Here is a 12,793-nt window from a genome sequence, read left to right on the forward strand (position 1 = left end):
TCGGGCTGGTTTTCAGCCCCTATCCTTGAAATTGAGGCGATAAGGACATGATGGATTTCGAAACCGCACGCGCCAATATGGTCGACAGCCAGTTGCGCACGACCGACGTGACGTCGCATTCCGTGCTGAAGGCGTTTTTGAGCGTGCCGCGCGAGGCATTCGTGCCAGCGGGTGTGCGGCAGATTGCCTATGCGGATGAGGATCTGCAAATCTGTCCGGCGGTCGACGGTCGCCCGGCCCGCTATGTCATGAAGGCCTCGCCGCTCGCGAAGCTGCTGCAGCTTGCCGCGGTCTCCAAAGAAGATGTGGTGCTGGAAGTTGGTGGTGGCTCCGGTTATGCAGCTGCCATCCTGTCCCAGCTTGCCGGTTCGGTGGTTTCGCTCGAAAGCGACGAAGCGCTGGCCGCACAGGCAACCGAGACCCTCGCGTCGCTTGGATATGACAACGTCGCCGTGGTGACCGGCGATCTCGAAAAGGGTTATGCGGGCGAAGCGCCTTATGACCTGATTTTCATCAACGGTTCGGTCGAGGAAGTGCCTGCCGCGCTGACCGACCAGTTGCGTGATGGCGGACGTCTTGTCGTCGTCGTCGGATATGGCAATGCCGCCAAGGCCAATGTCTATCGCCGTGATGGCAACAGCACCTCGGCTGCGAGCTCCTTCAATGCGTCGGTCAAGCCGGTGCCGGGTTTTGCCAAGGCGGCCGAGTTCGTTTTCTGATCGATAGGCGATCGTTTTCTTTCCAGGGCCGGGGTGGATTTTTCACCCCGGCTTTTTTGTGGCCGACGTATCGGCAACTGCGTCGTCCCGGACGGTTTCACAAAGCTGTGCATCACCGCGAAACTTGTCGAATCAGTGATTTAGTTCCTGACTATGCTGCCCTAGACTAAGGGTGATTCGGGGTGTGCGTATTTCTGCCCCGCATGACCCTGCAACAGGGACGGCAAAAACGCCCGGCGGTTTTGACTGAACTGTTTCAGAGCATCGGCACGGCAATCGGCTTTGATTGTCATGGGCGCGATGTAAGAATTGAACAGGTGCGAAGCGCCATGTCCGGTATCCCGAAGGATACGGTCTGAGCGCTCAAGAGTGGAAACCGGGGATTGATATGGCTCAGCCAAGTGTCGCGCGTGAACCGTCCATGGAAGAGATTCTGGCGTCTATCCGCCGGATCATCGAAAGCAATGAGACCGGACCTGCGGGTGCGTTTTCCGGACAGTTGCCGCCGGTCTATGACGATGAGGACGAGGCTTCCGGCGAAGCGGCCTTCGTAGCGGAGCCCGTGAGCCCGCCGGCGCGCGTTCCCCCCGCCGCAAACCAGGCTTATGCTGCGCGACCGGCGCAGGATTTTTCACCGGCTTTTGAAGCGCCGGTGGTTGAACGGCAGGAAAGCCAGGTTGAAAAGACCATGTCGCTTGCCGATGTCGCCGCCCGTGTGCGCGCCGCCGCAGACCGCAACGCCGCCATGGGGCCGCAGGCTTTTGCCGCGCAGGCGCAACAGCGCGCGGCCGAGACCGCAGCACCGGCTGTCGCCGCCTTGAATGTTTCGCAGCCGTCAGCCGTGCCGACGCCCGAACGCGCCGCGCCGCAGCGCCCGACGGATGTTCGTCCGCTGATGGCCGCCGTGGCCGCCACAGGCGCCGTTGAGCAGCCGGTATCCTTCGCCGCCGAGGATCGTGCGGCTGCCGCCGCCATCGAAAATGCGCCTTCGGCCGAGAGCCGTTTCGAGCAGCTTTCGCTGCGGGGCGCCATCGATACGCCGGTAACGGCGGAGCGTTTCGACATTGCGCTCGAACCTGTCGTTGAGAAATCGATCTTCGATCTCGGTGAGCAGGAAGCGAAAGAACCGGTGGAGATTGCCAGCGGCCTGTCGCTCAATCTCCTTTCTGCCGCCGCCGGTGCGCAGATTGCCCGATCCTTCAGCGAGTTGGCGGAGGTTTTCGACGGCGTCGAACGGCGTTCCATCGAAGATATGGCCGCCGATATGTTGCGTCCCATGCTGCAGGACTGGCTGGAAGACAATCTGCCGACACTGGTGGAGCGGCTTGTGCGTGAGGAAATCGAGCGCGTCGCGCGCGGCACGCGCCGCTAAGGCCGGCCCGTTCGCAGGCTGCAATCGCTGCCAATGCGACGAAACAGGAGCCGCTCCGGCATGGGAGCGGCTTTTTTATTGAAGATGAAGGTGTTATCGGGGCATAGTCATGTGCGGAGCCGCTCAATTGGCGGCTTAGCGGGTCGGTTTCTGTTGACTCTCGACCATCCATCCTTATTTAAAAAATCCACACAAGAACTCTAAAATTCAGGTCAGGAAATGCTCGAAAAGACCTACGATTCCGCATCCGTCGAACCGAAGATCGCCAAGGCCTGGGACGAGGCTAACGCTTTTCGTGCCGGCGCTAACGCCAAGCCGGGCGCGGAAACCTTCACCATCGTCATCCCGCCGCCGAATGTGACCGGCTCGCTGCATATGGGCCACGCGCTTAACAACACGCTGCAGGATATTCTGGTCCGCTTCGAGCGTATGCGCGGCAAGGACGTGCTGTGGCAGCCGGGCATGGACCATGCTGGCATCGCCACGCAGATGGTGGTCGAGCGCAAGCTGATGGAACAGCAGCTTCCGGGCCGCCGCGATATGGGACGTGAGGCTTTCGTGGAGAAAGTCTGGGAATGGAAGGCCGAATCCGGCGGTCTCATTTTCAACCAGCTGAAACGCCTTGGCGCCTCCTGTGACTGGTCGCGTGAGCGCTTCACCATGGATGAGGGGCTGTCGCAGGCGGTTCTCGAAGTTTTCGTCACGCTCTACAAGCAGGGCCTGATCTACAAGGACAAGCGCCTCGTCAACTGGGACCCCAAGCTGCAGACCGCGATTTCCGACATGGAAGTCGAGCAGATCGAGATGAAGGGTAACCTCTGGCACTTCCGCTATCCGCTGGAAAAGGGCGTTACCTATCAGTATCCGATCGCATTCGACGAAGAGGGCAAGCCCACCGAGTTCGAAACGCGTGATTACATCGTCGTTGCCACGACGCGTCCGGAAACCATGCTCGGCGATACCGGCGTTGCGGTGAACCCGAAGGATGACCGCTACAAGGGCATCGTCGGCAAGCATGTCATCCTGCCGATCGTCGGCCGCAAGATCCCGATCGTTGCCGATGATTATGCCGATCCGACGGCGGGCACAGGTGCCGTGAAGATCACGCCGGCGCATGACTTCAACGATTTCGAAGTCGGCAGACGCTGCGGCCTGCGCGCCATCAACGTCATGAATATCGATGGCACCATCTCCATCAAGGACAATGAGGATTTCCTGGAAGGTCTCAGCCATCCCGCAGCGCTGCACGGCGCGTGGGATCGTCTGGAAGGGCAGGACCGCTTTACCGCCCGCAAGATCATCGTTGAAATCTTCGAGGAAGCCGGGCTGCTCGACAAGATCGAGCCGCACAAACACGTCGTACCGCATGGCGACCGTGGCGGTGTGCCGATCGAGCCGCGCCTGACGGACCAATGGTGGGTAGACAACAAGACGCTGGCCCAGCCGGCGATTGCCTCCGTTCGTGAAGGCCGCACCAATTTCGTGCCGAAGAACTGGGAAAACACCTACTTCCAGTGGATGGAGAACATCCAGCCCTGGTGCATCTCGCGGCAATTGTGGTGGGGACACCAGATTCCGGCATGGTATGGCCCCGACGGGCAGGTCTTTGTCGAAAAGACCGAAGAAGAGGCGCTTCAGGCGGCCATCCAGCACTATATCGCCCATGAAGGCCCGTGGAAGGCCTGGGTGGAAGAGAAGCTTGAGAACTTCGCTCCGGGTGAAATCCTGACGCGCGACGAAGACGTGCTCGATACTTGGTTCTCGTCGGCGCTCTGGCCGTTCTCGACGCTCGGCTGGCCCGAACAGACACCGGAACTGGCGCGTTATTACCCGACCAACGTGCTGGTCACCGGCTTTGATATCATCCCGTTCTGGGTGGTGCGTATGATGCAGATGGGCCTGCATTTCATGAAGGACGATGCCGGCAATCCGGTCGAGCCCTTCAGCACGGTCTATATCCATGCGCTGGTTCGTGACAAGAACGGCCAGAAGATGTCGAAGTCCAAGGGCAACGTCATCGATCCGCTGGAACTGATTGACGAATACGGCGCGGATGCGTTGCGTTTCACGCTCGCTATCATGGCGGCGCAGGGCCGCGACGTGAAGCTCGATCCCGCGCGTATTGCCGGTTATCGCAACTTCGGCACCAAGCTGTGGAATGCCACGCGCTTTGCCGAAATGAACGGCGTCAAGCGCGATCCGCATTTCCTGGCGGAGACCGCGTCGCTGACGATCAACCGCTGGATCCTGACCGAGCTTGCCAATACGGCACGCGATGTGACGGCGGCGCTCGAGAATTTCCGCTTCAACGATGCGTCAGGTATCCTTTATCGTTTCGTCTGGAACCAGTTCTGCGACTGGTATCTGGAACTGCTGAAGCCTGTCTTTGGCGGTGAGGACGAAAAGGCGAAGACGGAATCGCAGGCCTGCGCGGCCTATGTTCTTGAGGAAATCTACAAGCTCCTGCATCCCTTCATGCCCTTCATGACCGAAGAGCTGTGGGCGCACACGGCGGGCGAGGGCGAGGAGCGGGACGATCTGCTCTGCCTGACGGACTGGCCGGAGCCGGAATTCCGTGATGATGCGGCAGCGGCCGAAATCAACTGGCTGATCGACCTCGTCTCAGGCATTCGCTCCGCGCGTGCCGAGATGAACGTGCCGCCGGGCGCCACCGCTTCGCTGGTCGTCGTTGGTGCCAACACCTCAACCGAGGCGCGGCTTGACCGCCACGCCGCCGCTATTATGCGGCTGGCGCGGGCGGATGAAATCCGCGCCGCTGACGTCGCACCGAAGGGTTCCGCACAGATCATCGTCGGTGAGGCTACCGTCTGCCTGCCGCTCGGCAACCTCGTTGATCTCGCGGCTGAACAGGCCCGGCTCGAAAAGGCGATCGGCAAGGTGGATGCGGAAATGGAACGCATCGACAAGAAGCTGTCGAACGAGAAGTTCGTCGCCAATGCCGACCCTGAGGTCGTGGCTGCCGAGCGCGAGCGCAAGGCAGAGCTGGAGGTGCAGCTTTCAAGTCTCAGAACGGCTCTCACGCGGGTAAGCGAAGCGGGGTAACCCGCATCGCTACACCAGCCTTATGTAAGCAAAAGCGCTCCGTACCAACGGGGCGCTTTTGTGTTTTGTCAGTTGTTGGATGCTGCGTTGCAGCGTCGAATCGCAGTCGTCCTGCAGGACTACTATTTCCCGGGTGAAACAGCGGAAATCGCATCCAAAGACCGAAAAAAACCAATAAAAACGGCCTGATAAGCATGGTTTTCCCGGAAACTTTCAACTGTGGTTATTTGGCGACAATTCTGGTTGGCCGTAGGCGTTTGTTTCATTTTATGACGGAGTCGCCCGTATGAATTAGAAAAATAACCTAAAATGACTAATTTAGGGCGCATACATAAAATTCTTACGTAAAAAATGAGGAGGTGTCGCAGAACTGTGCCACTGTGCGGCAGATTGTCATTTGCCACGAAGCCCTTCACTCTTTTGACGATCACATTGCCTTGATTGGGGAGAGAGATGGCAAAAACTGCAATTTTTCGCGGCGCAGTATGTTTCGCAGTCAGCATCGCGGCGGTAACGCCTTCACTGGCCGGCGGTCTTGAGCGCGGCGGTTACAATATCGATCTGCTGTTCGATCCGTCCGATTACGTTCTCGACAGTTCCGCGACCTTCGTCGCACCGCAGCGCAAGGTGGAGAATGCACGGGACAATCCGCTTAAGAGCGGTCCTTTGCCAGCGTCCTGGTCAACGAGTGCGGATGATTCCGAGAATTTCTGGTCGACCCGTATCGGTGCCAAGGCGGCGATCGGCGATTTTGGCGACTGCATGTTCGACTATTCGCAGCCATGGGGCGCGCATCTCAATCCGGGTATCTGGCAGGGATCGAGCTACAATATCGAAACCAAGGTCAAGTCGCACAATTACGCCACCACCTGCCGGGTGAAGTTCGATCTTGGCAAGGGTGACTTCTCGATCATCGGCGGCGGCTTCTATCAGGAATTGAGCGGCTATAAATATCGCCAGGTTCTCGGGCCGGCCGTTCTGGGCCTCAATCCAGCCTGGTCCAGCTTTAGCGGCGTCGGCAAACTTGAAATGGAAGGTGACGGCTGGGGCTGGCGCGCCGGCATGGCCTATGAGATTCCCGAGATCGCGTTCCGTGCCAGCCTTGTTTATAACAGCGCTGTCGATCACGATTTGACCGGCTTCGCCGATGTGAGAGGGATCCCACAGACTCCGCCGTCCATATCTCCGACGCTTGCAAAATACGGCGGCAAGCTCGTGCCGATCTATGGCTCGGTTTCCATGCCAGACAGCATCGAACTAAAAGTTCAATCCGGCATAGCGCCAGACTGGCTTGCTTTCGGTTCCGTGAAGTGGACGGACTGGAGCCAGATTCAGGTCATTCCTTTCTGCGCGGTCGGCACATCTCCCTGCGTTCCAAGTGGCGCAGACACGCTGAACACGCTTGACCTGTTCTATCGCGACGGCTGGACGATCTCCGGCGGCGTTGGTCACAAGTTCAACGAACAGTGGAGTGGCGCGGTCAGCCTGACCTGGGATCGTGGAACGTCCACGGTTATCGGTACGCAGACCGATACCTGGACCCTCGGCACACAGGTCGTCTATTCGCCCAACAAGAACATCGAGTTCAAGATTGCGGGTGCGCTTGGCCTGCTGACATCGGGTAAGTCTTCGATCAACGGTGGCCCCTGCGGCGCGGGCTTCACCTGCGGGAACGAGGCAGGCTACGACTTCGGCAACGATCTCGTGGCGGCGATTTCCACCGGCGTGAAGGTCAAGTTCTGATCCCATCCTTTCGCGGATGCTAAAATAAAGGTCCGGTTTACCAACCGGGCCTTTTTTCATGCGCCACTATGATTTCTGCTCGATAAAATTTCCCGGCCCAAAAGTTTTGTGACGATTTGGCAACACTTTTCTGCAAGCGTGTGAGCGCGTTGGAATGTGAGCATATCTGTCCATTTCCCGCCACAAACAGGGTGCTTGGCTTATGTTTAAAGGCGCGGGAATGAAAGAACATGCAGGCGTTTGATGTGGGCCTGCGGAGTTGCAGAAAGTGAAAACGGGTTTGGATTCAGCGTTTAAGCAAGTAATACGGGAATTTCGCCCGGCTTTCTTGTCTGGCGCTGACCGGTGGATGACGGAATGCCGTTATGTTGCCGGAAATTATGCCTATATCTGTCTCACTGGAAAATTAGGGCAATTGCCGCATGAAACCACCGGTGGTGCGCTGGAAAGTGCTGCCGGAAAGACGCAGTGTGTTCGAAAAATCGCGACCCGGCGGGGTTCGGCTTTGCAGTATTCCGCAAGTATTGGCTATATGCCGGGAACAGTGAGAGAAGTTCGCCTAAATGCTGAAATGTGAAGCCAACGTTTTAAAGCCGCTCCTCATGGGCATGTTGCTTGCGTCGCTCGCAATGCCGGTGCTGGCTTTTGACATCAATGCGGGCGTGACCAAGGAATCCGGCCCCTTCGACCTGTTCAAGTTCGGCTTCAAAGCCTACAAGAACGGTAACAAGGACGAAGCCGTCGAGGCCTATCGTTACGCGGCGGAAAAAGGCCATACCGGCTCGCGCTGGGCACTTGCCAATATGTATGCCTATGGCGATGGCGTCGCCAAGAACGATCTGGAAGCTTTCAAGATCTACAGTGAAATCGCCAGCCAGGGTGTAGAGCCGGGCTCCGAAGACACCGGATTCTTCGTCAACGCCCTTCTCTCGCTGGCCGACTATTACCGCCACGGCATTCCCGGCAGCCCCGTGAAAATGGACCTTTCGCAGGCCCGCCAGCTTTATTTCCAGGTGGCTTCCACCTTTGGTGTGGCTGAAGCGCAGTTCCGGCTGGCGGAGATGATCCTCGCGGGCGAGGGTGGCCGCGCCGATGTGCAGCAGGCCAAGAAATGGCTCAACCAGGCCCGAAAGCATGGCCATGCCGGCGCCATGTCGATCTTCGGCAATCTGATCTTCCAGGAGGGCCAGACGACGCAGGGGCTCGCCTTCATGACGGCGGCGCTCGACAAATGCACGGCGGCGGACTGTACCTGGATCCAGAACCTGCAGGAGCAGGCCTTTTCGCTGGCCGGGGAAAATGATCGCCGTGCTGCCATCGCCATGGCGCAGAACATGCAGTTCAACGATCCGGATTGAGGGTGCTGATCGGGGCCGGTTTTATCCGCCTGACAGGAGTGGCTCAGCCAACCGGGCTGAAATCGAAATAACCGCAGACCGGCACATGGTCGGACGGTTTTTCCCAGGCCCGCACATGTTTTTCGATCTCGACCGATTGCAGCCTGTCGGCCGCTTCCGCTGACAGCATCAGATGATCGATGCGGATGCCGTTGTTTTTCGGCCATGCGCCGGCCTGATAATCCCAGAAGGAATAAAGTCCTGACGCGTCGGTCGTCGCGCGTGCTGCATCGGTGAAGCCGAGATTCTCCAGCTTGCGGAAGGCCGCCCGGGTCTTCGGGAGAAACAATGCGTCGCCTTCCCACACGCGTGGGTCGTGACAATCGAAGGGTTCGGGAATGACGTTGTAGTCACCCGCCAGGATGAGTGGCTCTTCCAGCGCGAGGCGATCTTCGGCAAAATGCCGCAGCCGTTCCATCCACGCAAGCTTGTAGGGATATTTGACCGGATCGTCCGGCGGATTGCCGTTCGGCAGGTAAAGCGAGCAGACGCGGATGGCGCCGCCATCCACGGAAAACACGCCTTCGATGAAACGGGCCTGCTCATCGGCATCATCGCCCGGCAGGCCACGATTGACCTCATCTGGCTTCACCTTGGAGAGCAGGGCGACGCCGTTGAAGCCTTTCTGGCCGTGGGTCTCGACGTGATAACCGAGCGCCTCAATCTCCAGCCGGGGAAAACCCTCGTCGACGGACTTGATTTCCTGAAGGCAGACGATGTCAGGCGATGAATCCTTCAGCCACTGGCAGAGGTTTTCGATACGCGCCTTGACGCCATTGATGTTCCAGGTGGCAATCTTCATCGGAGTTTCCCTTTTGTGGGGGTACTTTTACCCGATGCAAAAGCGATTGCCACCGTTTTTGGAGGGTGGTGGCGAGGATGTGGTGGATAGAATCGTCAGATCGAGAAGCTGGTGCCACAGCCGCAGCTTGCCACGGCATTGGGGTTCTTGATCTGGAAGGACTGTCCGAGAAGATTATCGACGAAGTCGATCTCGGAGCCCGCCATATAGACAACTGACAGGCTGTCGATCAGCACCTTGGCGTCGCCGCGGGCGATCACGATGTCGTCATCGGCGGGGTCTTCGGCCAGATCGAACTTGTAGGAGAAGCCCGAGCAGCCGCCGCCTTCGACGGAGACGCGAAGCGCCTGTTTGCCGGCATCTGCTGCAACGATCTGGGCGATTCGCTTTGCCGCTGCTTCCGAAAGGGTAATGTCGCTGTTTTCCATGTCGTTTCTCCTGCCGGGGTCAAGATCCGGAGAGCAATAATCTCGTTGTCACTATTATAAACCGGTCAAATTAACGGTCTATAGCCTGTGTGAGGGCGTCTGCGCGGCGATGATGCTTTGCGCTGACCTCTGCGATAGGTATGAAGGGTGAATGAAAAGGTCAATGGCCGAGACCAAAAGGAAGTCGCGGCCTTAAGAAGTCAACAGGTGGATGCATGATCATAGACCAGCGCGCATTGGGTTTCGGAAGTGGCGAGAGGGCGCTTTTCGCCTCGGATCCATGGACGACGCGCGGACGTCTTTTTCCCGAAGAGGGAAGCCTGACGCGTTCCGAATTCCAGCGTGACCGGGACCGCATCGTGCATACGACCGCGTTTCGCCGCCTGAAGCATAAGACGCAGGTCTTCATCAGCCCTGACGGCGATCACTACCGCACGCGACTTACCCATACCATCGAGGTGGCGCAGATCGCCCGAGCGCTCGCCCGCGCGCTGAAGCTGGACGAAGATCTGGCCGAAGGCGTGGCCCTGGTGCATGATTTCGGCCACACGCCCTTTGGCCATACCGGCGAAGACGCGCTGGATGCGGTGCTGTTGCCCTATGGCGGCTTTGACCACAATGCCCAGTCGCTGCGCATCGTCACCAAGCTGGAGCGTCGTTATGCCGAATATGACGGCATCAACCTGACCTGGGAGACGCTCGAAGGCCTCGTCAAGCACAATGGCCCGCTGGTCAATGCGAAGGGCGAGGGGATCAAGGGGCCGGTCCCGCTGCCCATCCTCGAATATTGTGAGCTACAGGATCTGGAGATCGGCAGCTATGCCAGCCTTGAGGCGCAGGTGGCGGCGATCGCCGATGACATCGCCTACAACACCCATGACATCGATGACGGGTTGCGGGCCGGTTATCTCACCTTCGAGATGCTGGAGGAGGTGCCATTCCTTAGCGGCTTGATGGCGCAGGTGCGGGCGAAATATCCGGTGCTCGACAAGGAGCGTTTTGCAAACGAGATCATGCGCCGGCAGATTACCCACATGGTTGAGGACGTGATCGGCGTGGCGCAGCAGAATCTTGCCCGCCTGAAACCGCAGCGGGCTGCTGATATCCGCGCCGCCGATTTTACCGTCGCGACCTTCTCGCCCGAGATGGCCGAAACCGACAGGCAGATCAAGAAGCTGCTGTTTGCCCATATTTACCGGCATCCGGAAATCATGCGCATCCGCGCCGGCGCAACGCAGATCGTCACCGATCTTTTCCACCGATATATGGAAACTCCGGCGGAGATGCAGAGCCACTACTGGGTAGACAGCATTTCCGGCATGAGCGTGGCCGCAAAAGCCCGGCATGTGGGCGACTATCTGGCCGGCATGACCGACAGTTATGCACTGCGCGCCCACCAGCGGCTGTTTGACCGCACCCCCGATTTGAGATAGGGCAGCGGGCGATCGCGAAGCCCGACCGGCTAACATACCGGACATGAACAGAAGCCCTTCGCGCAGGTTGGAACGATGAACATTTTTGCTGATTTCGATACCAGGATCAAAAACGCGCTCGAGACCCTCGACCTCGTGAAAGAGAACCGCGAAAAGGTCGATTTCAGTCGAATTACCGTCGAATCCCCGCGCGATCTCAGCCACGGCGACGTTGCCACCAATGCCGCCATGGTGCTGGCCAAGCCGCTCGGCACCAACCCACGCGCCCTTGCGGAACTCATTGTTCCGGCTCTTCAGGCGGATAGCGATGTCGATAGCGTCAATGTCGCGGGTCCCGGCTTTATCAATCTCAAGGTGTCGGTCGGTTACTGGCAGCGTCTGCTTGCCGATATGATCGGGCAGGGCATCGATTTCGGTCGCTCGACGATCGGTGCGGGCCAGAAGATCAACGTCGAATATGTCTCGGCCAACCCGACCGGCCCGATGCATGTCGGCCATTGCCGTGGCGCGGTTGTGGGGGACACGCTGGCGAACCTGCTCGCCTTTGCGGGTTATGGCGTCACCAAGGAATATTACATCAACGATGCCGGCTCGCAGATCGATGTGCTGGCCCGCTCCGTGTTCCTGCGTTACCGCGAGGCGCTGGGCGAAGATATCGGCACCATTCCGTCCGGTCTCTATCCGGGTGACTACCTCGTTCCTGTCGGCCAGGCGCTGGCGGATGAATATGGCATCAAGCTGCGCGCCATGCCTGAAGAGAAGTGGATGCCTATCGTCAAGGACAAGGCCATCGATGCGATGATGGCCATGATCCGCGAGGATCTGGCGCTTCTCAACGTCCGGCACGACGTGTTCTTTTCGGAGCGCACGCTGCATGAGGGCAATGGTGGCCCGATCCTCTCGGCCATCAACGATCTGACCTTTAAGGGCCATGTCTACAAGGGCACGCTGCCGCCGCCGAAGGGCGAATTGCCTGATGACTGGGAAGATCGCGAACAGACGCTGTTCCGCTCCACTGAAGTGGGCGACGATATGGACCGCGCGCTGATGAAGTCGGACGGTTCCTACACCTATTTCGCCGCCGACGTCGCCTATTTCAAGAACAAGTTCGACCGTGGTTTCGCCGAGATGATCTATGTGCTCGGTGCCGACCATGGCGGTTACGTCAAGCGTCTGGAAGCCGTCGCGCGCGCCGTCTCCGAGGGCAAGTCAAAGCTGACGGTTCTTCTGTGCCAGCTCGTCAAGCTGTTCCGTGACGGTGAGCCAGTGAAGATGTCGAAACGCTCCGGCGATTTCGTCACGCTGCGCGATGTTGTCGACGAAGTCGGTCGCGATCCGGTGCGATTCATGATGCTTTATCGGAAGAATTCCGAGCCGCTGGACTTCGATTTCGCGAAAGTGACCGAACAATCGAAGGATAATCCGGTCTTTTACGTGCAATATGCGCATGCCCGCTGCAAGTCGATCTTCCGCCAGGCTCAGGAGGCGTTTCCGGGTCTTGCGCCCTCTGCCGAAGACATGGCGGCGTCTGTTGCTTTGATTAGCGATATCAACGAGTTGCAGCTGGTTGCAAAGCTTGCGGAATATCCGCGCCTGATCGAATCCGCGGCCCTGTCGCATGAGCCGCACAGGCTTGCTTTTTACCTCTATGATCTCGCCAGTTCCTTCCATGGACACTGGAACAAGGGTAAAGACCATCAGGAATTACGTTTTATTAACGATAAAAACCGAGAATTGAGCATTGCCAGACTTGGGCTGGTGAATGCTGTCGCGAATGTTTTGAAGTCTGGCCTTACGCTTTTAGGAGCGGACGCACCTGACGAAATGCGATAACAT

General features: G+C 58.5%; 10 protein-coding genes. 8 read left to right on the forward strand and 2 right to left on the reverse strand.

The window, feature by feature from the left end; genetic code table 11:
- Window positions 1-47: 47 nt before the first annotated feature.
- From ACFVTJ_RS04220 to exoR, 6 genes are all read left to right on the forward strand, one after another.
- Entirely contained in the window at window positions 48-719 is a 672-nt protein-coding gene (locus ACFVTJ_RS04220) for a protein-L-isoaspartate O-methyltransferase (protein WP_386904873.1), read from the forward strand.
- A 388-nt stretch (window positions 720-1,107) separates the two neighbouring features.
- A complete protein-coding gene (gene popZ, locus ACFVTJ_RS04225; protein ID WP_386904875.1) occupies window positions 1,108-2,091 on the forward strand; it encodes a cell division protein PopZ in 984 nt (327 codons plus the stop codon).
- Window positions 2,092-2,310: 219 nt separating this feature from the next.
- Window positions 2,311-5,154: a valine--tRNA ligase gene (locus ACFVTJ_RS04230; RefSeq protein ID WP_386904877.1), complete on the forward strand. Its 2,844-nt coding sequence runs from the start codon at window positions 2,311-2,313 to the stop codon at window positions 5,152-5,154.
- Between the two features lie 453 nt (window positions 5,155-5,607).
- A complete protein-coding gene (locus ACFVTJ_RS04235) occupies window positions 5,608-6,897 on the forward strand; it encodes an outer membrane protein transport protein (protein ID WP_386904879.1) in 1,290 nt (429 codons plus the stop codon).
- Between the two features lie 268 nt (window positions 6,898-7,165).
- Window positions 7,166-7,474, forward strand: coding sequence for a hypothetical protein (locus ACFVTJ_RS04240; protein ID WP_386904881.1), 309 nt, complete (start codon window positions 7,166-7,168; stop codon window positions 7,472-7,474).
- Complete coding sequence (exoR, locus tag ACFVTJ_RS04245) at window positions 7,461-8,255, forward strand: exopolysaccharide production regulator ExoR (protein WP_386904882.1); 795 nt, start codon at window positions 7,461-7,463, stop codon at window positions 8,253-8,255. Before ACFVTJ_RS04240 ends, exoR begins: the two co-directional genes overlap by 14 nt.
- 43 nt (window positions 8,256-8,298) lie before the next feature.
- Here the strand turns inward: exoR and xth are convergent, their stop codons facing one another.
- Both xth and erpA read right to left on the reverse strand, forming a co-directional pair.
- The gene (gene xth, locus ACFVTJ_RS04250; protein WP_386904884.1) at window positions 8,299-9,096 is read right to left on the reverse strand and encodes an exodeoxyribonuclease III; all 798 of its coding nucleotides are present in this window, start codon (window positions 9,094-9,096) and stop codon (window positions 8,299-8,301) included.
- A 95-nt stretch (window positions 9,097-9,191) separates the two neighbouring features.
- Window positions 9,192-9,524 (reverse strand): iron-sulfur cluster insertion protein ErpA, encoded by a 333-nt coding sequence (gene erpA / locus ACFVTJ_RS04255; RefSeq protein WP_003515615.1) that lies wholly within the window; start codon window positions 9,522-9,524, stop codon window positions 9,192-9,194.
- Window positions 9,525-9,739: 215 nt separating this feature from the next.
- Between erpA and ACFVTJ_RS04260 the strand changes: the two genes are divergently transcribed.
- Both ACFVTJ_RS04260 and argS read left to right on the forward strand, forming a co-directional pair.
- The gene (locus ACFVTJ_RS04260) at window positions 9,740-10,957 is read left to right on the forward strand and encodes a deoxyguanosinetriphosphate triphosphohydrolase (protein ID WP_386904885.1); all 1,218 of its coding nucleotides are present in this window, start codon (window positions 9,740-9,742) and stop codon (window positions 10,955-10,957) included.
- A 75-nt stretch (window positions 10,958-11,032) separates the two neighbouring features.
- Complete coding sequence (gene argS / locus ACFVTJ_RS04265) at window positions 11,033-12,790, forward strand: arginine--tRNA ligase (protein ID WP_386904887.1); 1,758 nt, start codon at window positions 11,033-11,035, stop codon at window positions 12,788-12,790.
- Window positions 12,791-12,793 lie beyond the last annotated feature (3 nt).

It is taken from the genome of Agrobacterium sp. NPDC058088 (assembly GCF_042885035.1).
In the GTDB taxonomy this organism is placed as follows: Bacteria; Pseudomonadota; Alphaproteobacteria; order Rhizobiales; family Rhizobiaceae; genus Agrobacterium.

What these genes read in the sequence shown, in the direction of transcription:
- ACFVTJ_RS04220 (WP_386904873.1), top strand. Translation starts at nt 48, where the DNA reads ATGATGGATTTCGAAACCGCACGCGCCAATATGGTCGACAGCCAGTTG.
- popZ (WP_386904875.1), top strand. Translation starts at nt 1,108, where the DNA reads ATGGCTCAGCCAAGTGTCGCGCGTGAACCGTCCATGGAAGAGATTCTG.
- ACFVTJ_RS04230 (WP_386904877.1), top strand. Translation starts at nt 2,311, where the DNA reads ATGCTCGAAAAGACCTACGATTCCGCATCCGTCGAACCGAAGATCGCC.
- ACFVTJ_RS04235 (WP_386904879.1), top strand. Translation starts at nt 5,608, where the DNA reads ATGGCAAAAACTGCAATTTTTCGCGGCGCAGTATGTTTCGCAGTCAGC.
- exoR (WP_386904882.1), top strand. Translation starts at nt 7,461, where the DNA reads ATGCTGAAATGTGAAGCCAACGTTTTAAAGCCGCTCCTCATGGGCATG.
- xth (WP_386904884.1), bottom strand. Translation starts at nt 9,096, where the DNA reads ATGAAGATTGCCACCTGGAACATCAATGGCGTCAAGGCGCGTATCGAA.
- erpA (WP_003515615.1), bottom strand. Translation starts at nt 9,524, where the DNA reads ATGGAAAACAGCGACATTACCCTTTCGGAAGCAGCGGCAAAGCGAATC.
- ACFVTJ_RS04260 (WP_386904885.1), top strand. Translation starts at nt 9,740, where the DNA reads ATGATCATAGACCAGCGCGCATTGGGTTTCGGAAGTGGCGAGAGGGCG.
- argS (WP_386904887.1), top strand. Translation starts at nt 11,033, where the DNA reads ATGAACATTTTTGCTGATTTCGATACCAGGATCAAAAACGCGCTCGAG.